The sequence below is a fragment of the Clostridium sp. 'White wine YQ' genome (genome assembly GCF_028728205.1).
Taxonomy (GTDB): domain Bacteria; phylum Bacillota; class Clostridia; order Clostridiales; family Clostridiaceae; genus Clostridium_T.
In genome coordinates, this window is sequence record NZ_JAQYUU010000001.1 from 526,321 (window position 1) to 549,434 (window position 23,114).

At 30.3% G+C, this 23,114-nt stretch carries 19 protein-coding genes and 1 other annotated feature; of the genes, 11 read left to right on the forward strand and 8 right to left on the reverse strand.

The window, feature by feature from the left end:
* Positions 1–98 precede the first annotated feature (98 nt).
* The 9 genes from metH to PTZ02_RS02505 all read left to right on the forward strand — a co-directional run bounded on the left by metH (position 99) and on the right by PTZ02_RS02505 (position 13,157).
* On the forward strand, positions 99–3,752 hold the full coding sequence (metH, locus tag PTZ02_RS02465) for a methionine synthase (protein ID WP_274226236.1): 3,654 nt from the start codon (positions 99–101) through the stop codon (positions 3,750–3,752).
* 35 nt (positions 3,753–3,787) lie between these two features.
* Positions 3,788–4,744 carry a D-2-hydroxyacid dehydrogenase gene (locus tag PTZ02_RS02470; RefSeq protein WP_274226237.1) on the forward strand — a complete coding sequence of 319 codons (957 nt, stop codon included), beginning with the start codon at positions 3,788–3,790 and terminating at the stop codon, positions 4,742–4,744.
* Positions 4,745–5,177: 433 nt separating this feature from the next.
* Positions 5,178–6,410 (forward strand): ammonium transporter, encoded by a 1,233-nt coding sequence (locus PTZ02_RS02475; protein ID WP_274226238.1) that lies wholly within the window; start codon positions 5,178–5,180, stop codon positions 6,408–6,410.
* A 15-nt stretch (positions 6,411–6,425) separates the two neighbouring features.
* The gene (locus PTZ02_RS02480; protein ID WP_274226239.1) at positions 6,426–6,788 is read left to right on the forward strand and encodes a P-II family nitrogen regulator; all 363 of its coding nucleotides are present in this window, start codon (positions 6,426–6,428) and stop codon (positions 6,786–6,788) included.
* Between the two features lie 377 nt (positions 6,789–7,165).
* Entirely contained in the window at positions 7,166–8,119 is a 954-nt protein-coding gene (locus PTZ02_RS02485) for a hypothetical protein (protein WP_274226240.1), read from the forward strand.
* 336 nt (positions 8,120–8,455) lie between these two features.
* Positions 8,456–8,872, forward strand: a complete 417-nt coding sequence (speD, locus tag PTZ02_RS02490; RefSeq protein WP_337992989.1) for an adenosylmethionine decarboxylase — start codon at positions 8,456–8,458, stop codon at positions 8,870–8,872.
* A gap of 11 nt (positions 8,873–8,883) precedes the next feature.
* Positions 8,884–9,729 (forward strand): polyamine aminopropyltransferase, encoded by an 846-nt coding sequence (gene speE / locus PTZ02_RS02495; protein WP_274226242.1) that lies wholly within the window; start codon positions 8,884–8,886, stop codon positions 9,727–9,729.
* Positions 9,730–9,946: 217 nt separating this feature from the next.
* Positions 9,947–10,138 (forward strand) — a binding site (T-box leader).
* 120 nt (positions 10,139–10,258) lie between these two features.
* On the forward strand, positions 10,259–11,920 hold the full coding sequence (gene leuA / locus PTZ02_RS02500; RefSeq protein WP_274226243.1) for a 2-isopropylmalate synthase: 1,662 nt from the start codon (positions 10,259–10,261) through the stop codon (positions 11,918–11,920).
* Positions 11,921–12,209: 289 nt separating this feature from the next.
* Entirely contained in the window at positions 12,210–13,157 is a 948-nt protein-coding gene (locus PTZ02_RS02505; protein ID WP_274226244.1) for a glycoside hydrolase family 73 protein, read from the forward strand.
* Between the two features lie 59 nt (positions 13,158–13,216).
* Here the strand turns inward: PTZ02_RS02505 and PTZ02_RS02510 are convergent, their stop codons facing one another.
* A complete protein-coding gene (locus PTZ02_RS02510; protein ID WP_274226245.1) occupies positions 13,217–13,489 on the reverse strand; it encodes an acylphosphatase in 273 nt (90 codons plus the stop codon).
* A gap of 151 nt (positions 13,490–13,640) precedes the next feature.
* Between PTZ02_RS02510 and ndk the strand changes: the two genes are divergently transcribed.
* A complete protein-coding gene (ndk, locus tag PTZ02_RS02515) occupies positions 13,641–14,084 on the forward strand; it encodes a nucleoside-diphosphate kinase (RefSeq protein ID WP_274226246.1) in 444 nt (147 codons plus the stop codon).
* A gap of 49 nt (positions 14,085–14,133) precedes the next feature.
* Here the strand turns inward: ndk and PTZ02_RS02520 are convergent, their stop codons facing one another.
* From PTZ02_RS02520 to PTZ02_RS02535, 4 genes are read right to left on the reverse strand one after another with little or no spacing between them, the layout of a single operon-like run.
* Entirely contained in the window at positions 14,134–15,990 is a 1,857-nt protein-coding gene (locus PTZ02_RS02520; RefSeq protein WP_274226247.1) for an extracellular solute-binding protein, read from the reverse strand.
* Entirely contained in the window at positions 15,987–16,823 is an 837-nt protein-coding gene (locus PTZ02_RS02525) for an ABC transporter permease (protein ID WP_274226248.1), read from the reverse strand. The genes PTZ02_RS02520 and PTZ02_RS02525 overlap by 4 nt, the downstream gene beginning before the upstream one ends.
* Positions 16,816–17,865, reverse strand: a complete 1,050-nt coding sequence (potA, locus tag PTZ02_RS02530) for a spermidine/putrescine ABC transporter ATP-binding protein (protein WP_274226249.1) — start codon at positions 17,863–17,865, stop codon at positions 16,816–16,818. The genes PTZ02_RS02525 and potA overlap by 8 nt, the downstream gene beginning before the upstream one ends.
* Positions 17,866–17,888: 23 nt before the next feature.
* Entirely contained in the window at positions 17,889–18,428 is a 540-nt protein-coding gene (locus PTZ02_RS02535) for a helix-turn-helix domain-containing protein (RefSeq protein ID WP_202767569.1), read from the reverse strand.
* 256 nt (positions 18,429–18,684) lie between these two features.
* Here PTZ02_RS02535 and PTZ02_RS02540 point away from each other — a divergent pair, with 256 nt between their 5' ends.
* Positions 18,685–19,764: a GNAT family N-acetyltransferase gene (locus PTZ02_RS02540; RefSeq protein ID WP_274226250.1), complete on the forward strand. Its 1,080-nt coding sequence runs from the start codon at positions 18,685–18,687 to the stop codon at positions 19,762–19,764.
* Between the two features lie 18 nt (positions 19,765–19,782).
* On the opposite strand, the gene PTZ02_RS02545 is transcribed toward PTZ02_RS02540, so the two are convergent.
* The 3 genes from PTZ02_RS02545 to PTZ02_RS02555 all read right to left on the reverse strand — a co-directional run bounded on the left by PTZ02_RS02545 (position 19,783) and on the right by PTZ02_RS02555 (position 23,077).
* On the reverse strand, positions 19,783–20,097 hold the full coding sequence (locus PTZ02_RS02545; protein ID WP_274226251.1) for a DUF948 domain-containing protein: 315 nt from the start codon (positions 20,095–20,097) through the stop codon (positions 19,783–19,785).
* 14 nt (positions 20,098–20,111) lie between these two features.
* On the reverse strand, positions 20,112–20,498 hold the full coding sequence (locus PTZ02_RS02550; protein WP_274226252.1) for a YtxH domain-containing protein: 387 nt from the start codon (positions 20,496–20,498) through the stop codon (positions 20,112–20,114).
* Between the two features lie 104 nt (positions 20,499–20,602).
* Positions 20,603–23,077, reverse strand: a complete 2,475-nt coding sequence (locus PTZ02_RS02555; protein WP_274226253.1) for a transglycosylase domain-containing protein — start codon at positions 23,075–23,077, stop codon at positions 20,603–20,605.
* Positions 23,078–23,114 lie beyond the last annotated feature (37 nt).

The following is a 23,114-nucleotide window of genomic DNA, read 5'->3' on the forward strand; positions in this document are numbered from 1 at the left end:
TATATATGGGATTTACTAGAATTGATGGTCTTTGTATAGTATAATAAATGAAAATATCACAAATAAAGAAATATAATTTTGAAATAACGGAGGTAAGCATGAGGGGGCATTTATTTAAAAATTCAAGATTGGTTAAGGATTTAGAAGAAAGAATTTTAGTTCTTGATGGGGCAATGGGAACTAGCATTCAATCTTTTAAGCTTAATGAAGAGGATTATAGGGGAGAATTATTGAGGGATTTCCCTAGGGATCAAAAGGGGAATAATGATATATTATCTTTAACAAATCCAGATATAATAAAAGAAATACATAAGAATTATCTAGAATCTGGGGCAGATATTATAGAAACAAATACCTTTAATAGTACTATAATTTCTCAAGAAGATTATGAACTTACTCATTTAGTTTATGATATAAATCTTAATAGTGCTAAAATAGCGCGTGAATCTGCAGATCAATATACTACAAAAGATAGGTATAGATATGTGGCTGGTTCTGTTGGTCCTACCAATAAGACATTATCAATGTCTCCAGAGGTAGAGAATCCTGCTTATAGAAGTGTTAATTTTGCACAAGTTAAGGAATCTTACAAAGAACAAATTAGGGGACTTGTAGAAGGAGGAGTAGATTTACTATTAATTGAAACTATATTTGATTCGTTAAATGCTAGAGCTGCTATTATTGCAGCTGAAGAAGTTTTTGAGGAAAAAGACAAAGCACTTCCAATAATGATATCAGGTACAATCAATGACAAAGGTGGAAGAATACTATCTGGACAGACCTTAGAAGCTTTTTGTGCATCTATGAGTAGTGAGTATGTTATTTCTATTGGATTAAACTGTTCCTTTGGAGCTAAGGAGTTAGTTCCATTTGTAAAAGAGTTAGCTAAAAGCCAAGGGTTATTTATATCAGTTTATCCTAATGCAGGATTGCCAAATGTATTAGGAGAATATGACGAAACTCCTGATGTTACAGCTGAAAATCTTAAAGAATTATTAGAAGATAGCTGTTTAAATATAGTTGGTGGATGTTGTGGTACTACCCCTGAACATATTAAAGCAATTAGTGAACTAGTAAGTAAATATAGAGCAAGAAAGATTCCTGAGATTAAAATATATAGTAAATACGCTGGATTAGAATTATTAGAAGCCAGAGAAGAAAATAATTTCATAAATATAGGTGAGAGACTAAATGTGGCTGGATCAGCTAAATTTGCAAGGCTTATTAGAGAAAAGCAATATGAAGAAGCATTAGCAATTGCTAGAGAACAGGTAGAAAATGGAGCTCAGGTTTTAGATATAAATTTTGATGATGGTCTTTTAGAGGCAAAAGAGGAAATGGAGAATTTTCTTAAGCTTTTAGCATCTGAACCAGAGATTGCAAGCAAACCAATTATGATTGATTCATCAAGATGGGAAGTTATTTTAGCTGGATTAGAATCTATAGGAGGAAAACCTATAGTAAACTCTATTTCTTTAAAAGAGGGAGAAGAGGAGTTTTTAAAGAAAGCAAAAATAATTAAATCTTTTGGTGCCGCGGTTGTAGTAATGGTATTTGATGAGAATGGGCAAGCAGATACCTTCGAAAAAAAGAAAGCTATTTGTAAGAGAGCCTATGATTTATTAACTGAAAAGATTAAATTTCCACCAGAAGATATAATATTTGATCCTAACATTCTTGCAATTGCAACTGGAATGGAAGAACATAATGGATATGCAGTTGATTTTATAAAGGCTACTAAATGGATAAAAGAAAATCTTCCATATGCAAAAGTATCAGGTGGAGTATCAAACTTAAGCTTTTCATTTAGAGGAAATAATGCAATAAGAGAGGCTATGCATTCTGTTTTCTTATATCATGCCATTAAGAATGGAATGGATATGGGAATAGTAAATCCAGGAATGATTAAAATATATGATGATATTCCGAAAGATTTATTAGAACTTGTAGAAAATGTTGTTTTAAATAAAAAACCAGAAGCAAGTGAAGAACTTTTAGAGGCTGCAGAAAGATTTAAAGGTGCAGGAGTAACTAGTGATACAAAGGTTGAACTTTGGAGAAATGAATCTTTAGAAAAGAGATTAAGCAATTCTATAGTTAAAGGAATTGGTGATTATTTAGATGTTGATTTAGAGGAAGCAAGAGAAGCTAAATATAAGGCTTTAAGTATAATTGAAGGACCACTCATGGATGGTATGAAGATTGTAGGAGAGCTTTTTGGAGATGGAAAGATGTTCCTTCCTCAAGTGGTAAAGTCAGCTAGAGTTATGAAGAAAGCTGTTGAAATATTACTACCATTTATTAAACAAGAAAATTCAAAATCAGGAGCTAAAGCAGGTAAGGTTCTACTAGCTACTGTAAAAGGTGATGTACATGATATTGGTAAAAATATCGTAGGAGTAGTTTTAGCTTGCAATAATTTTGAAGTCATTGACCTAGGAGTAATGGTTAGCTGTGAAGAAATATTAAGAAGAGCTAAGGAAGAGGAAGTAGATGTTATAGGATTAAGTGGTCTTATTACTCCATCACTAGATGAAATGGCCCATGTTGCTTCAGAATTAGAAAGACAAGGTTTTGATATACCATTAATAATTGGAGGGGCTACTACATCAAAAACTCATACGGCACTAAAAATAGAACCTAATTATTCAAAAGGTGTTATTTATGGGGGAGATGCCTCTAAAACAGTTGAAATTTTAAAAGAGCTTATTAAAGATAAAGAAGGCTATATAACTAAAATTAAAGAAGAGTATCAGGAAGTAAGAGATAATTATAATAATATTAAAATCAATAATGTTTCTATAGAAGAAGCAAGGGAAAAAGCATTAAAGCTGGAATGGAGAAAAGAAGATATAGCAATTCCAAAGGTTATAGGTAAACAAGAGATAAGCTATAGCATTCAGGAATTAAGAAGATATATTGATTGGACTTTCTTCTTTATTGCTTGGGAAATGAAAAAAACTTATCCAGAAATATTAGAGGATGAGAAATATGGTGAAGAGGCGAAGAAGTTATTAGCAGATGCTAATTCAATGTTAGATACTCTTGAGGAAAATGGAAGAATAGTTCCAAAGGGAGTGTATGGCATATTCCCATGTAACTCAGAAGGTGATGAAGTTACTTTATATGATGAGAATAATAAAGAAATAGAAAAATTTTATTTCCTACGTCAACAAAGGCAAAGTAATAAAGGCGAGTATTTAAGTTTGGCAGATTTTATTGCACCAAAAACCTCAAATATAAAAGATTATATAGGTGCATTTATTGTGACTGCAGGGGATGGCGCGTATGAGTATGAAAAAGAACTTAAGGACTCAGGAGATGACTATGGTGCTATTATGCTTAAACTATTATGTGATAGATTAGCCGAAGCTTCTGCAGAAAAACTACATGAGGATATTAGAAAGAAATTTTGGGCTTACGATGAAAATGAAGACTTAAGCATGAAAGAAATCTTCCAAAGTAAATATAGAGGAATTAGGCCTGCATTTGGTTATCCTTCACTTAAGGATCAAAAGGAAATGGAAAAAGTATTTAAACTCTTAGATGGAACAGAAAAAATTAAAGTTATGCTAACAGAACATTATATGATGAATCCTGTTTCATCAGTATGTGGTTTGTATTTTGCTTCAAAAAGTTCAAGATACTTTGATTTAACAAAGTTATCTATGGACCAGATTGAAGATTACAGCCATAGAAAAGGAGAAGATTTACAAACCATTCTTAAAAGACTTAAAGGTTATGTGCTATAATAATAGCTAGTAATGTTTTAAAATAGGAGGCACATATGAGAAGTATAGTAATTTTAGATGGCAGAACTATGGGAAATGTGAATTTTGAGCTTTTAAAAGAATTTGGAGATGTAAAGTATTATGATATTACTCCAAGTGAATTAGTAGCTGAAAGAGTTAAAGATGCAAATGTAATATTAACTAATAAGGTTGTATTAAATGAAAGTAATTTATCAGGAAATACAAAATTAGAACTTATTTGTGAAATGGCAACTGGGTATAATAATATTGATGTGGAGTATGCAAAAGAGAGAAATATAGCTGTTACAAACGTGGCAGGATATTCTACAAATACAGTAGCTCAACATACCTTTGCTACATTACTTCATATTTATGACGAAATCGCATATTATGATAACTACGTTAAAAGTGGGGAATATTCAAAGAGCCCTATATTCACTAATTTAGATAAAGAATATAATGATATATCAGGGAAGACTTGGGGAATAGTAGGATTAGGAGCAATAGGAAGAAAAGTTGCACAAATAGCAGTAGCTTTCGGTGCCAATGTTCAGTATTATTCTACCTCAGGACAAAATAATAATTCTGATTACAAAAGAGTAGAATTAGATGAACTATTAAGAACTTCTGATATTTTATCAATTCACTCACCTCTAAATGATAAAACTCAAGGATTAATGAATTATGATAATATTTCTAAAATGAAAAAAAATGCTGTACTTATTAATATGGGAAGAGGACCTATAGTTGTCGATGAGGACTTAGCTAGAGCACTAGACGAGGATATAATAAAGGCAGCAGCTCTAGATGTGTTTAAAGTAGAGCCGATTAATGAGGATAATCCATTACTTAAAATAAAAAATAAACAAAAGCTAGTAGTTACTCCTCATATAGCATGGGCAAGTTTAGAGTCTAGAGAAAGATTGTTTAGTAACTTAATAGATAACATTAAAGCATTTTATGCTGGAGAGAATAAAAACAGAATAGTATAATATAGGGTTTTTTATAGGAAACTTAATTTATTCTTGTTTGAATAAATTATTAGTTGAACCTAAAACCCTGTATAAAAGTTTTGTGCTAAAGCTACACTAAAATAGATTTATTTTAGTGTAGCTTTTATATTTGCACAATCCAGTAAACATTTACAAGGGCGGATCTTTTAAAATTTATAATTTTAGTCTTTTGTGTACAAGTTAAAATATATTTTTTTATGCTTTATTGTTAGCTATAAACAAAAAAATATAAAAATAGACTAAGTTAATTGTACATCATTTAAATAAGAAAATGGCATAAAAAACCTAAAATTAATAAAGATATGTCAACAAAATGACAATTTTATTGACAAATAATCAGTTGAATAGTAAAATTTTAAACATAGTAATAATACAAATTTATTTTGGAATTTATTTAAGGGGAGGTTTTATTATGAACGCAATTAACAGTGCAGATACGGTGTTTGTTTTTGTTTCAACAGTTCTAGTATTAGTAATGACACCAGCTTTAGCATTATTTTATGGAGGTATGGTTAGAAGAAAGAATGTATTGAGTACAACCTTACACAGTTATGGTGCAATAGCAATTATCTCAATTCAATGGATACTTATAGGGTATACATTAGCCTTTGGATCGGATATTAATGGAGTGTTAGGTGGATTTAATTTCTTAGGATTAAACGGGGTTGGATTTGAACCAAATGCTGATTACGCAGGTACAATTCCTCACCAAGCATTTATGATGTTTCAAATGATGTTTGCAGTTATAACTCCTGCATTAATTTCAGGTGCAATAGCTGAAAGAATGAAAACAATGGCATTTATGCTATTCATGTTATTATGGGCAACTTTTGTATATGATCCTCTAGCTCACTGGGTATGGGGTGTTGGAGGTTGGATTAGAAACCTAGGTGCATTAGACTTTGCTGGAGGTGACGTAGTTCATATAAGTTCAGGAGTTTCAGGTTTAGTTGCAGCATTGGTTTTAGGACAAAGGAGAAAGAAAGAAACTGTTACACCGCATAACCTTACAATTACAGTTTTAGGAGCAGGATTACTATTATTCGGATGGTATGGATTTAATGCGGGTAGTGCTCTTTCTGTTAGTGATGTAGCATTTAATGCATTTATTACAACAAATACAGCAGCTGCAGCTTCAGCAATTGCATGGAGTATTGGTGAATATATACACAGAGGAAAAATAACTGCACTTGGAGCAGCAAGTGGACTTGTAGCTGGATTAGTTGCAATTACACCAGGAGCTGGTTTTGTAAGTCCAATGTCTTCAATTGCAATTGGAGCTATCGGTGGATTCATATGCTTCTTTGCAGTAACAATATTAAAATCAAAGTTAAACTATGATGATGCGTTAGATGCTTTTGGATGTCATGGTATAGGAGGTATCTGGGGAGGTATAGCAACAGGTATATTTGCATCAAAAAGTATAAATTCAGCTGGTGCAGATGGATTGATTTATGGTAATATACATTTATTAGGCGCTCAATTAATAGCTATTGTCGCAACTATAGCATTTGCAGCAGTAATGACATTTATAATCTTAAAGGTTATTGATAAGACTATTGGATTAAGAGTTTCTAATGAAGACGAACAAGCTGGAGTTGACGTTTCAAATCATGGAGAGGAAGCTTACGGCGGATTAAGCTAATAAGGGGGTATTATTATGAGTCAAAAATTATCAAAAGTTGATATTATTACTTCTCAAAGTAAATTTGATGATCTTAAAGATGCATTAAATGAAATTGGGATAACAGGTATGACTGTATCAAACGTGTTAGGTTGTGGAACACAAAAGGGGCACAAAGAATTTTATAGAGGAACTACTGTAGATATAAATCTATTGCCTAAAATAAAAGTTGAAATTGTTGTATGTGATGTACCAGTTGAGGAAGTAGTTAAGGCAGCAAAAAAAGTACTTCATACTGGAAAAATAGGCGATGGAAAGATATTTGTATATAATGTTGAGAATGTTGTTAGAATAAGTACTGGAGAAGAAGGTAGAGATGCCCTTCAATACAAAGAGTAATTTTAAAACTTAAAGCTAGAAGTATAAGTATAACGCTTATACCTCTAGCTTTTTCTTTTTTGCAATTTATTGGTATAATAGAAATAAGCTTACGTAAACTCGATTTGTGAATATCATTTCTTGGAATGTTCAACCAAGAAACGATAGAATAAATCGTTAGTTGAAGTTGCTTATTTCAGAATAAGCATACGCAAACCCCATTTATGAATCATACTGCTTGGAATGTTCAACCAAGAAACGACAGAATAAATCTATAGTTGGAGTTACATATTTCAGAATAAGCATACGTAAACTCAATTTTTGAAAGTTCAGCAAAGAAGTGGCTAAAATAAATTATTATAAATAGAGATTATTATTAAAAAAAAGGTGGTGAGATAATGTCAAGGGGAAAGTTTCAACTTCTAATAAATGAGGGCAATAGATTAAAGAATGAAGAAAAATATAAAGAAGCTTTTGATATGTTTATGAAGGCTTTAGATGAAATTGAAGAGAATGACGAAGAGCTTCAATGTTATTTTTCAATGATCGATTGCTCAATTAAATTAGAAGAGTTGGATACTGCAAAGGAATTTTGTTATAGGTCATTATCTAAATATGGAGAAAAAGAAGATTTTTATTTGAACTTAGCATATATAGCAGAGCTGGAAAGAGAATTCCTTGATTCATTTATTTTTTTGAACAAGTCTTATAATATTTCTAAAAGAGAGCATTATAAGGAGGGAATTAAAAACAAAGTATTTCTATGGCAAAGAGACCTGTGGTTTGAGTATAAATATAACTATGAGGTACATAATTTAAATAAAGCTATTGAATGTTTAGAACAACTAATTTCCTTAATATTGTTAAGTAAAGAAATAGAATTTACAATTAAAGAAGTGTATGACACATATATAGATTTATTAATAGAAACCAAAAATTATTGGAAAGTATATGAGTTAAAAGAGAAGTTAATAAAATTGGGCGTAAATGAAGAAATTATTTTCTCATTGAATAATGACGAGAAATACTTTAGTAAAATAAAGGCATCAGATACGTCACGAGAACATTTTAACTTATTAATTGATTATCTTATTAAAAAAGAAAAAAATGATCTGTATTATTTGGAAAAATTGAAGTTAGCAAAAGAGTTTGGTAGCCAGGAATACTATGGGTTATTAGTTAAAGATTATATAGATAGACCCTATGAAGAAAAGTTTAGAAGCAGAAAGAATAACTATAAAAGAGAAATAGAAATATATGAAATGTCTTTAGGTTTTTTAGGCAAAAATGAACAAAGCATTATTGATGAAATTCATAAAGAAATTCAAGAAATAAGAAATACAATTATTTAATATATTTTCAATAAAAAATCGAGATAATCAAAGGAAACCGTAGTAAGTGGGATGTAAGTTGCTCTAAATTAACTTATATCCCATTTTTGATTGAATTTCGGATTACATATATGTATTTAAAGTGTGGTATATTATTAGATGGTTAATATATATAAAACTGGTAGTTTAATATTACTAAACAAAAGTTTATAAATTTAATAAATTAAACTGAAAGTTAGGTATTACTAAACAAATTGAAGATAAAAGAGATAAAAATTATTTAAAATAAATAAATTACTAATAAAATTCTATGTAAATAAATTATAGGTGAATAATTTAGGAGGGATTTAAATGCATATAGAACAACTAGGAAGACATATTTTAATTGAATATTACAACTGTAATAAGGAAACATTAAAAGATCATGAAATAATTGAAAAGTACATGAAAGAAGCTGCAATTAAATCAAAGGCTACTATCGTGACAAGTTGTTTTCATAGATTTAATCCTTGGGGAGTAAGTGGAGCTGTAATAATTCAAGAATCTCATCTTACAATTCATACTTGGCCGGAATATGGCTATGCGTCTGTTGATTTATATACTTGTGGAGATACTATCAATCCATGGGATGCCTTTGCATACCTTGAAAAGGTTCTAGAAGCTGAGAGAAGTGAATCAACTGAAATCGCAAGAGGGATTGTTGAAAAAATTAAAAATTATTCAAAAGTAGATGTGGATATAACATCTCATAAGCCTTTTGAATTTATGGAGTAGGAGTGAATAATATGGAATTATGGTTTACAGAAAATCAAACTGAAAATGTTAAATTTTCTATGAAGGTTAAAGGTCATGTATTTTCAGGAAAGAGTGATTTTCAAAAAATAGATATAATAGATACTTATGAGTTTGGTCGTGTATTAGTTATAGATGGCTGGACTATGGTTACTGAAAAAGATGAATTTATTTATCATGAAATGATTACACATGTAGCTTTAGGTGTAAATCCTAATATAAAGAGAGCATTAGTTATAGGTGGAGGAGATGGAGGAACTGTAAGAGAATTAACTGGCTTCCTTACTATTGAAGAGATTCATATGGTAGAAATTGATCCAGTAGTAGTTCAAGCTTCAAAGGATTACTTATCTTATACTTCTTGTAAACTTAATGATCCAAGAGTAACTGTATATTATGAAGATGGAATAAAATACATCAAAGATAAAGAAAATTATTATGATTTAATAATAGTAGATTCAACAGATCCAATAGGACCAGGAGAAGGATTATTCTCTGAAGCATTTTATAATGATTGCTATAAGGCTCTAACAGAAGAAGGAATAATGGTAAATCAATGCGAAAGTCCTTACTATCCTAATAATGCTAGAGAAATGAAAAGAGCATATAATAAGATCGGTAAGATATTCCCTATATGCAAAGCATATCAATATAATATGCCAACTTATGCATCAGGTCATTGGTTATTTGGATTTGCTTCAAAGAAATATGATCCTATTAATGATTTTAAAGGCTTTAAGTTTAAAGAAAAGCTTGAAAATACAAAATATTATAATGAAGAAATACATAAAGGAGCTTTTGCTCTACCAAATTATGTTTTAAAACAATTGGAAAAATAGCATTGACTTTTAGTTTGAATTAGTATAATATTTTACTAAATTAGTAAATGATATATTATTTGAAATTATAAATTGGGGTTAATTTTAAATAATTACAACTTAAAAAATGAAACTTTTAAAAGTTTCTGTTCAACTAATAATTTTACATGCCAGAAAATTGTCAGAAACCACAATCTTCTAACAAGTAAAATTAAAGTTTCTCTATAATAAAACCCTTGAAAAAGCGATGACTGAGAGTAGTAGGAGATTTAATTTTTAAGAGAGTAGTCGGGTGGTGTGAGACTATAGATAACATTTCTGAACTCGCTCAATGAGCTGTGGATTGAAATTAAGTAGATTCAACCGGTTAATAACCGTTATTATAATTAAGTTATAAGTTTGGATGGTACCGCGCCTTTGCGCTCCAATGGAGTGTAAGGGCGCTTTTTTGTTATCTAAAAATAATAAAACGTGTATTTAAGGCTACGAAATTTTAAATGCAATTTCTACGCTTTTTCTAATATAAGAATAAATTAAGGGGGCTATAATTATGAAAAAAGAAGGATTTAAAAAGTACAAACAGTACAAAAATGTAGAACTAAAAGAGAGAAAGTGGCCAAGCAAACTTATTGACAAGGCACCTATTTGGTGTAGTGTGGATTTGAGAGATGGAAATCAAGCATTAAGAAATCCTATGAGTTTAGAAAAAAAGATAGAATTTTTCAATTTACTTGTAAAAATGGGGTACAAGGAAATTGAAGTTGGATTTCCAGCAGCATCACAAATTGAATATGATTTTACCAGATATTTAATAGAAAACAATCTTATTCCAGATGATGTAACTATTCAAATATTAACACAAGCAAGAAGAGAACTTATAGAAAAGTCTTTTGAAGCACTTAAAGGTATAAAAAAGGCAGTAGTTCATTTATATAATTCCACATCAGTAGTTCAAAGAAAAGTAGTATTTAATAAAGGTAAGAAAGAAATTATTGATTTAGCAGTTGAGGGTACAAGAATAATAAAGGAATTAGTTAGAGAATATCCTGAAACAGAGTTTATTTTGGAGTACTCACCAGAAAGTTTTAGTGGAACAGAACTAGACTATGCACTAGATATATGCGAAGCTGTAGTTGATGAATGGAAACCAACTACAGAAAATAAAATCATATTAAATCTACCAACAACAGTTGAGATGTATACACCCAATGTATATGCAGATCAAATAGAATGGTTTTCAGATAATATAAAAGATAGAGATAAGATTATTTTAAGTGCACATCCACATAATGATAGGGGAACAGCTGTAGCAACAGCAGAACTTGCAATGCTCGCTGGTATAGATCGTATTGAAGGAACTATATTCGGAAATGGAGAAAGAACGGGAAATGTTGATTTAGTCACATTAGGATTAAATTTATATACCCAAGGTATAGATCCAGAAATAGATTTTAGTTGTATAGATGAAGTTATTGGGGTATATGAAGAGTGTACCGAAATGCCAGTTCCAGATAGACAACCTTATGCTGGTTCTCTTGTGTATACTGCATATTCAGGTTCACATCAAGATGCCATAAAGAAGGGCTTAGGTGTTTATAGTGAAGAAGATTATTGGGAAGTACCATATTTACCTATAGATCCTAAGGATGTTGGCAGAAACTATGAAGCAATAATTAGAATTAACGCACAGTCAGGTAAAGGTGGAATAGCCTTTATAATGCAAAATTACTATGGATTTTCTATTCCAAAGTTTATGCAGAAAGATTTTAGCCTAGTGATTCAAAGTATTGCAGACGAGAGTGTAAAAGAAGTTAATTCTGAAGTTATATATGATGCGTTTAAGAAATCATATCTAAATATTGACTCACCAATATCTCTTGAAAGTATTGAAATAAATAGTAAAGAAGTAAGTAAAAAAGATATTGAAATACTAGCATCTATAAATTATAAAGCTAAGCTAATGAACATTGCAGGGGTAGGTAATGGCCCTATAGATGCATTTGTTAAAGGATTGAATAATATTATAGATGGTTTCAAGGTAAGCTCATATAATCAACATTCTTTAGGTGATGATTCAAATGCAGAATCTGTAGCATATATTCAAATAATAGATAAAGATGGTAGAAAACATTATGGAGTAGGAACAGATAATAATATTATCTTAGCTTCAATTAAGGCTGTAATAAGTGCAGTAAATAAATCAATAGTATAGCAAAAAAGTTAATTAAGAAATAATTAATAAAAACGCCAGAAATTTTCTGGTGTTTTTTACTCTTTAGGAATTTATAATATTATAAGGGTTCGTATATCATCATAAGTTTGAATTATAATCTAAGGATTAACTAGACTCCCCTAAAGAATAAAAAAATAGAATTAGTCGCCTGCCAATTTTTCCTCACATGCGTTTGGAAAGGCAGATGCGAGAAAAAAATCGTCTAGACGATTTTTTTTATATTCAAAATACGACTTTTTATGATATTATGTAAAGGTGAGGTGTTAAAATGGGAAAGAAAAGAATGAAATATATAGTTTTTGTTGCTCTTTTAGTTGTGATAACTATAGTTTCTATTGTGGGAGTAAAAAAATATAATAGATATAAACTTGAAGAAAATAGATTAAAAAATATCGCAATTACTAAGGATGCAATGAAGTTATACATGAATGAAGCAGATTCAGTTGGAGAGAATAAAATACAACTTAATTGGAAAGAGATTGCAGCAGTAAGTGCAATTGAAGAAAATAACTATTTCACTAAAATGGATGAGAGTAAGGTTAAAGCATTAGCTGAAAAGTTTGTAGTAGAAAAGAAAGTTTCAGGAAAAACATATTATGGTTCTAAAGGTATAGATGAAATAATTGATGAATTGCAATATACAGATAAGGAAAAAACAAGAGTACATAATTACTATGACCAGCTTCAAAAGATGGGGTTATATCCAGAAAACTATACAGATAAAAATCTTCAATTTATAAAAACAGTAGAACCATATGCCTATAAAATATATGAGAAATACGGAATATTGCCTTCTGTAGTAGTTGCTCAATCTATAGCAGAATCAGGTTGGGGAAATTACGCTGAAATTAATAATTACTTCGGGATTAAGGCAGATACGAGTTGGAAAGGTCCAAGCAAGTTGATAACAACCACTGAGTATAACGGTGAAACTATTAAGGCTAAATTTAGAGTATACGATAGCATTGAAGCATCTTTTGAGGATTACGGAAAATTTTTAAGTAATAACGTTAGATATAAGCAAGCAGGTGTATTTGAGGCTAAAAACTATAAAGATATGGCCAAAGCAATAGAAAAGGGCGGCTATTCTACCCATGAAAACTCAAGTGGGGAAAAGATTTATGCAGATAATCTAATATCTATAATTAAAGCAAATAATCTTATGATATTGGATAACAATGCTGAAAATAAAAAGTTTAAAGAGTTAAGCAATTAAAAATAATTAAGTAAAATAGTAGGTTAGAGGAGTACATATGTACAAGCCTCTAACCTTTTTTAATAAGATATTCTGAAAGCTTTTTCTTTTTCAATTAGAGGAACTTCCTTAGTAGATAAATCATCTATTCTTGAAAAACCATTACCCTTCATAAGCTGTGCTTTAAAAGTTTCTATTTGATTTTCATCTCCTTGAACCATGATTTCAACCATACCATTAGATTGATTTCGAACAGTTCCAGTTACTTGAGTTTTTTTTGCAATAAGTAAAACAAAATATCTAAAACCTACCCCCTGAACTCTTCCAGAGGCAATCATTAAATATCTTTTCATAGGACCCTCCTGTATAATTTGGTATTTAATAATTCTTTTTATATTATAACAAAGAAAAAAGTTTGGAACAAAATAAAAATTGTTTAAATATTTGAAATATACTGAAAATTTGTTATAATTATGATTATTAAGTTAAGGAGGGTTTATAACTATGGTGGAAAAGAGTTTAGTACTAATTAAACCAGATGCTGTAGAAAGAAATTTAATAGGAAAAATAGTTGATGCATATGAGTCAAATGGTCTAAAAGTAATAGCAATGAGATTGTTAAAGGTTTCTGAAGGGTTAGCAGAAATACATTACAAAGAACATGAAGGAAAAGCTTTTTATAAGAGTTTAATTGGGTATATTACAAGAAGCCCATTATGTGCATTAGTTTTAGAAGGGGAAAATGCCATAAGTGAGATAAGAAGAATAAATGGTGCGACAGACCCTAAAGCAGCTGAAGCAAATACAATTAGAAGCTTATATGCAATTGATAAAACAGAGAATTCAGTTCATGCATCTGATTCAAAAGAAAGTGCTTTAAGAGAGATTAGTTTATGGTTTCCAGAAGTAATTAATAAATTAGAATTAGAAAAAGAACATATATCTTAAAAGTTATAAAAATAGCCCCAGAATACAGTATTTATTCTGGGGCTATTAATTAGTTACTCTTTATTTCTAGCCATGCATCATCATAGAGTTTTAAGCTGTCTCCTAAGTCTACAAATACTTCACATTTATCTAATAATTCATCTGAAGGATATGATGCAGGATTATTTTGAGTATCTTCATCTAGAAGCTTATATGCTTCCTTATTTGGAGTAGAGTAACCAATGTATTCTACATTTTGTTTTGCATTTTCAGGATCACATAAGAAGTTAATAAATGCTTCTGCTTCTTCTGTATGAGGCGAATCCTTAGGAACTACTAAGGTATCAAACCATTTATTACTACCTTCCTTAGGAACTACATATTCTAAGTCAGGGTTTTGCTCCATCATGTATACAGCATCTCCTGACCATACTGTAGCAAGGGCAGCTTCTCCGCCTATCATTCTATCTTTAACTTCATCTACTACATAGGCTTTAACAAGAGGTTTTTGTTTTATTAATTCTTCTTTTGCTTCATTTATTTCTTTTGGATCTGTTGTATTTATTGAGTATCCAAGTCTTTTTAATGAAATAGCCATAGTATCTCTTATGGAATCAAACATCATTATTTGTTTTGAATATTTAGAATCCCAAAGTATATTCCATGAATCAACTGGATCAGTAACCATGGTCTTATTATAAATAATACCAACAGTTCCCCACATATAAGGAACAGAGTATTCATTTTTAGGATCATATGATAAGTTCTTGAACTTATCATCAATGTATTTATAGTTTGGAATATTATTAAAATCTAATTTTTCAACCATATCTTCTTTTATCATCTTTTGAAGCATATAGTCTGAAGGCACTACAATATCATAGCTGGAATTTCCACCTTTTAATTTTTGATACATAATTTCATTTGTATCATATTCTTCATAATTAACCTTAATTCCAGTTTCATCTTGGAATTTTGTTATAAGCTCTTTATCAATATAGTCACCAACATTAAATACATTTAAAACTTTTCTATCAGATTTCTTCTTGCCATATATAGCAAATGAAGTAACTAAAAGTATTATAACCAATGCAAACGCCATAGCTCTATTTCCATTCTTGTTACTGCTTGGCTTATTTTTCTTAACTGGTTCCTTTGATAAATCTTTTTTGTTTACCAAGATTAATAGTGTTAGTACTGTAATAAACATTAAAGTTGAGAGGGCATTAATCTCAGGCTTTATACCACGTCTAGCCATTGAGAATATTTCTATTGATAGGTTAGAGACTCCTGAACCTGTAGTAAAGAATGAAATTACAAAATCATCAATAGACATAGTAAAGGCCATAATGAAGCCAGAAACAATTCCAGGGGTAATTTGAGGAATTATTATTTTTCTCATTGCATAGCTTGGTGTTGCCCCTAAATCTAATGCAGCTTCTGTTATATTGCTTGGCATCTGTTTTAGCTTTGGTAAAACAGATAAGATAACATATGGAATATTAAATGTTATATGAGCTAACATAAGTGTTTTAAAGCCAAAGGTTAAATGCATAAAAACAAATAAACTCATTAGAGCTATTCCTGTAACAATGTCTGGGTTTAAAACAGGTAAATAGTTAATATTAAGAATTAATTTTTTTGTTTTACCTCTCATGTTATAAATACCAATGGCAGCTATAGTTCCAACTATAGTAGAAATAACTGAGGATGATAAAGCTACTAATAAAGTGTTATAAAGAGCTTTAAGTATTTTATCGTTATCAAGTAACGCTTGATACCACTTTAATGTAAAGCCTTCCCAAGAAGCCATCGATTTTGAGCTATTAAAGGAAAAAACTATTAATGCAAGTATTGGTGCATATAAAAATAAATATATTAAGAACATATACACCTTAGAGCTAATCTTTTCTAAGGTCTTCATCATAATAGTGCACCACCTTCCTTATCAGATTCACCTTCATATCTAGATAATAATGCCATTGAAATTAAAATTATTATCATCATAAATATTGAAATTGCTGATCCGAAATTCCAGTCACCTATATTAGTAAATTGTTGTTCGATTAAGTTACCAACAAGCATATATTGTCCACCGCCTAATAGGCTGGAAATTATAAAAGTAGATACTGCAGGCATAAATACCATAGTAATCCCTGACATAACTCCAGGTATTGATAGTGGGAAAATTACTCTTTTAAATAGTATACGTCTATCAGCACCTAGGTCTTGCGCTGCACTTATTAAATCACTATCTATTTTAATTAATACTGTATAAATTGGTATAACCATAAAGGGAAGAAAGTTATAAATCATTCCTAATATAACTGTCCCATCATTATAAAGTAAATTTAGTGGTCCTATACCTATATAACCAAGAAGTGTATTTATAATTCCATTTTTGCCTAGTATAGCAAGCCATGAATAAGTTCTAAGTAAAAAGTTCATCCACATTGGCAATATGAATAACATAATTAAAACATTTCTTTTACCTACATTCATCTTTGAAATCATGTACGCAATAGGGTATCCCATAACTAGACATGCTACTGTAGAAATAATAGCAAGCAATAAACTTCTTCCGAAAACTTTAAGATATTGTGGTGATATAAGTTTTTGGTAGTTTTCTAAGCTAAATACATATTGAGAATCAATTTTTTTAGTGAAGCTGAAAAATAATACAATAATTAGAGGAACTACTATGAAAAGTAAACTCCATAATAAATAAGGATAGGCAGCAAGGCCCCTTTTCTTATTCATTTTCTGAAACCTTTCTCATAATGTGTATATCTTCAGGATATATATCCATCCCAATGATATCTCCAGGTTTTGCATTTTTAGTGTTGTGAATAATCCAGCTTCTATCGTTTTCTATAACTTCGATTTCATAGTGAACACCTTTAAATATTACAGAATTAACCTTGCCTTTAAGCATACCCTTTTCACTATCAGTTATCTTAATATCTTCAGGTCTAATAACAACTTGAATTTCTTCATTTATTTCGAAACCTTTATCAACGCAGTCAAAATCTTTACTGCAGAAATTCACTTTATAATCTTCAAGCATGATACCATTTATTATGTTACTCTCACCAATAAATTTAGCAACAAAAGCATTTGAAGGCTCATTATAAATATCTTCTGGAGTTCCCATCTGTTGAATTATCCCTTTATTCATAACAATAATTTTATCAGACATAGTTAGGGCTTCTTCTTGATCATGAGTTACAAAAACAAAGGTTATACCTAATTTTTTTTGTATCTTTTTTAATTCTAATTGCATTTCTTTTCTTAACTTTAAGTCTAAGGCACCAAGAGGCTCGTCCAAAAGAAGAACCTTAGGCTCATTAACTAATGCACGTGCAATTGCTATTCTTTGTTGTTGGCCTCCTGAGAGAGATTCAATGCTACGTTCTTCAAAGTTTTCCAAAGAAACTAATTTAAGTATTTCTTTAATCTTCGAATCAATTTCATCTTTAGGTAACTTTTTAATTTTTAATCCAAAAGCTATATTCTCATATACGTTCATATGAGGGAATAGAGCGTACTTTTGAAAAACGGTATTAAGGGGTCTTTTATATGGAGGTATATCATTAATATTGCTTCCCTCAAAAATAACTTCACCTGAATCGGGATTTTCAAAACCACCTAAAATCTTTAATGTTGTAGTTTTTCCACAACCACTTGGACCTAAAAGTGTTATAAATTCATTTCTTTTAATATTCATACTAATGTTGTTTAGTACAACATTGTCTTCATAAGATTTAGTTAAAGTTTTTATTTCTATAATATTTTCTCCCAAAATAAAGCACCTCTTTCTGATTACTAAAATGATGGTGGAGTACTAATCCAAATTACTTTCGCAGGAGTTTTTCCTGCATTTGAAATATAATGATTTTCTCGTGGTTTAAAATAGAAGCTCTCGCCTTTTCTAACCTTATATTTCTTTTCACCGATATGAAGAAAAATAACCCCAGATAGTACATATCCAAATTCTTCACCTTCATGAGGCTCTTCTTCTGTATACCTGCCATCAGGTTCTAAATTTATCATTATTGGTTCCATTTCATTTTTTTGTGCATTAGGTACTAGCCACATTAAAGAGTATTTAAGTTCATTATTTTCTGTTTCAAACATATCATCCTTTGTAAAAGCGATTCTTTCCTGGTTATCTTCACTAAAGAATTCAGTTAAGTTTGTACCTAGGATTTCAAGAATATCCATTAAGGTTGCAATTGAAGGAGAAGTTAAATCATTTTCTAACTGAGAAATAAAACCTTTTGAAAGCTCACATCTATTTGCTAATTCTTCTTGTGTAAGTTGTTTTTCTATTCTTAATCTGCGGATTTTTTCACCTATTTGCATTTGATTTTCCTCCCGTATAATTTATAAATAAATAGTTGAGTTAATTTCATAAAAGCATAATTTACTAAACATAAAGTTTAAAAATACTAAACAACATTATATAGATTTTAATTTTAAAAATCAATAAATAGTTGGAAAATTATATGAGAAAAATATTTGTTTAACAAGAATTAAAAAGTTTTCTGATAATTCATTTGATTAAAAGGTGAAAATATGAGATATTATTAATATAATATAGAAAATATTAGGTGATATTATGGAAAGTAATTTTTATAGAAGAGATGGAAAATTAGTTTATATAAAACAACCAGAGTTTTCGGAACTCAAATTTGTTCAAAACTTATGGAATGACAGAGAAACCATGGACGGTATTGGGGGAATATATCATTTTCCAGAGGAAAAATGGAAGGTCTTTTATCATAAAATGGTTGCGCCTTCTGATGGAAAGAACTTCTATTGTTTAGTATATAATTTAGATGATGTACCAGTTGGAGAAGTAAGCTTTCATGGTTATGACTCAGCAGCAAAGATTGCAAGATTTAATATAAAAATCCAAGGAAAATATAGAAATAATGGATATGGCCGAGAAGCTATAAGATTGCTATTAGAATATTATTTCCTTGAATTTGGTGGCAATATTATGATGGAAAAAGCTAAACAGGAATTTTCAAATGAATTCATTAGTTCCTTAGGTTTTGAAGTTACAAGAAGGGACAAGGGTGAGATAACCTATCAAATATCCAAGGAAACATTTAAAGCTTTATCCAATAATGAAAAGAAAAATGTATGTTGCATTTTATATCCGGGTGTAGATTTGATAGAAGTTTCATTTACTTTCGAGCTATTTAATTTAATTAATAAATTTAATGGGGAAGAAGTATTTAAGCTATATGTTATTGGTGATGAAGAAGTGGATCTATCTAATGGAATGAAGATAATACCATCCCATTCTTATGAAGCAGAAGTAAGTCCTAATATTATTATAATGCCGGGTGGATGTGTTTGTTTAGAAAATAATAAAATCTCAAGCTTCATAGATAAATTCTATAAGGATAGTGACTATATTTTAGCTACAGGACATGGAATAATGACTATAGCAAAGTGTGGAATATTAAAAAATCATATCATTGCAGCATTAGAAGAAGATAGACAACAACTTTTAAATATGTCTCCAAGTTCTAAGATAGCAGAATTGAGCTATGTAGATACAGGAAAAATTATTACAACTGTTGGAGGAAAAAGTTCTATTGAGGGAACTTTAAAAATTATAGATAATATATTAGGAAATGAAAAGACAAAAGATTTAAAAGAATACTTAAGTATACATAAAAAATAAGATGGACGCTTGTCCATCTTATTTTTTAAACACGTTTTTTATTAAGAATATAATATCTTTAAATATACTTATGTATTCAGTAATATTTTCCTTTGCAACTATTACATCTGCAGTAGTCTCAGTTACAACTTCACTGACATCCTTAACGTTATCAGTTATATCTGCCATATTTTTAATTATGTTTGTTAGGGAGCCTTTATTAGATTCTAGTATTGAGTTAACGTTGCTTAATACCTGAATTAATTTTCTCAAAACAAATATTAAATAAATTATTGCAACAAAAAATGCAATTGCAATTATTCCCCAAAATAGATATCTTATATCAATTAACATATTAAATCCTCCATTTATTCGGTGAATGTTTCAGTGTCTGATTCATCTTCCTTGATATCATCTTGAGCAGAGCTAACGTTAGCTTTGTTTTTCTTTTCCTCTAAATATGAAGAAATTTTACTTTTAGCTTCTTTTATATTGGAGACTGTAGTTTCTTTTTTATCCTTAGCTAGATTTTTTGCTTCTTCAACTTTTAGTTTTATATTTTCATTTGCTTTTGAATAACCTTCTATAATATCATTTCTTGTTTCTTTTCCTGATTTAGGTGCAAGCAGAATTCCACCAACAACACCAGCTGTTACACCAGCAGCAGCACCTAAAGTAACCTTTTTTGCTGTTTCAATCTTTTTCTTTCTTTTTTGTGCTTTTCTTTTTTCTTCAATTAAACCTTTTAAACCCATAGTACTTTACCTCCATTAGTTTGATAAGTTTATTATACTACTTAGTACAATAATGGACAACAAAAAACAAGAAAGAGATGGATTGAGTTCCATCTCTTTCTTATTTAGTTATTTTTAGGCTTTCCTGTGTTATTAGTTTCATTACCATCTAAGTCAACATTGCTATCATTGTTATTAGCAGGTTGATTTCCTTGAACTGGGACACCAGTAGTAGGAGACTTAGTTGGTTGTACGGTATAATCATCTTGCTCAGTAGGAAGAATGTATTGGGCATCTTTTACATAAGAATTATCCGTGTTCCATGGCTTCTTTATAAAAACTCTTTCCTCAACTAACTCTTTAGGGGTATTATCAGTTGCTAATTTATTATTTAATTTGTTAACCTTAGCTGATACATGGACATCGCAGGTTTCTGTAGGTTCTGCACCATCTATAACCCAATCTTCAACAACTTTACTTCCTCTAGGATCCTTTGAACATAAATCTGTAGGAATTTTACCTGAAAGGCTACATAAGGCCATTTTCTTAATTCCAGAAGGTACAGGGATTTCTTTATCTGCTAAACCTTCATGGGCTTTTTCCATGATTTTTCCCCAAATAGGAGTTACAACAGCACCACTTTCACCTTTTATTTCAGTAGGAACATCATATCCAACCCATATAGCTGCTGAAAGATATGGTGTTAACCCAGCAAACCATAAATCCTTATTTTCAGTAGTAGTACCTGTTTTACCAGCAACAGGCATTGAACCCCATTTTGCATGTGAAGCAGTGTAATGTTCAACTGGTTCTTTAAGCAAATCATAAGTTATATATGATGCTTGAGGTGATAATACGCTTCTTGTTTCAGGTTTCTTTTCTAAAAGTACCTTTCCAGTTGCATCTTGAACCTTTGTATATAGAATACCTTCAGTATAAGTACCATTGTTTCCAAATGTACCATAGGCTGCAGCCATCTTATATGGATTACCTCCATCTGGGTCGCTTGGATCATTATTAAACTGACCTAAGGCAACGGAAGCTATAGAAGTTCTAGATTGATTGTTATATTTTAATCCAAACTTTTCACCATACGCTACACCATTTTTTATTCCAACTTTATCTTCAGTTAATACAGCAACGATGTTCTTTGAATATCTTAAACCTTCACGAATTGATATAAGACCAGAAAAATCATTTCGTGATTGGTTACGTGGGTCATATGCTTTGCCATCTGTAGAATATTTCATACCTATTTCTTTAGGAATAGGAGCATCATTAATACCAGTTGCTGGGTTTATTAGTTTCATGTCTATTCCAGGACCATATACAGTTAGTGGCTTAGTAGAAGAACCGATAGGTTTTAAAACATTATAAGCTCTGTTTAAAGAATTAGCAGCTTTAGGTTCTTTTCTACCACCAACCATTGCCTTAACTTCTCCAGTATGATAATCCATAATTACAGCAGCAGCTTGAAGTTTTGGGATTCCATTTTCATCAAGTACTTCTGGATTACCAACATTAAAATTATTTCTATCATCTAATACACTTTGAGTATAATCTTGAAGTTCTTTATCCATGGTAGTATATATTTTTAATCCACCATTAGCAATTAATTTGCTAACTTCATCATCACTTAATTTAAGTTGTTCCTTTAAATCCTTTTTAACTTGTGAAATAACAGGGTTTGAGAACCACTCATAATTTAATTTATAAGATATAGTCTGAGTTTTAAATTCAAATTTTTTCCCATCAATATCTTTTATTGCTTGATCATAATCAGCTTGAGAAATTTTACCTAAATCTTTCATTTTAGTAACTACTGTTTTTGTTCTATTTAAGTATGGAGTAGGATCCTTTTGCATTGTTGGATTATAAGCACTGTAGTAAGATGGTGCTTGAGTAAGCCCAGCAATATATGCGCATTGAATTAAGTTTAATTCTTTAGCTGGTTTACCAAAGAAATACATTGAAGCAGCTTCAACACCATAGATTTTACCCCCAAGTGGAATTGTGTTTAAGTAAGCTTCTAAAATTTGATCTTTTGAAAGTAATTTTTCTAATCTAGTAGCTAAGTAAGCTTCTTTTATTTTTCTATTTAGTGAAACCTCATTTGTTAGAATGGTGTTTTTTAATAATTGTTGGGTAAGAGTAGATCCTCCATGAAGACCTGATTTACCAGAAACTTTGTTTTTAACATCAATAAGTACAGAGCCAAGAATTCTCTTAACATCTACACCACTATGTTCATAAAATCTTTCATCTTCTATTGAAACATAGGCATTTTTTAGATTATCAGGCATATCTTTAAATGGGATAATACGACGTTCCTCATCTGAATGAACCGTATCTATAACATTACCATCGTTATCATAGAGGGTTGAGGGTTGGCTCAAATTTAGAACTGAATTAACATCTAAATCAGGTGCATTCTTTATTATGGCATAAGCATACCCCCCTGCAACTACAAGTAAAGTTAGTGCTATAAAAAATAAGGAAAGTAAAATATTCCTAAATATACGACCTTTCTTACGTTTTTTACTTTTACTTTTATTTTTAGTTTTAGGATCGCTTTTATTAGTTGAGCTAGCTTTATTCATTATTTCCTCCTAAATATTTAAAATGAATTAATCATCA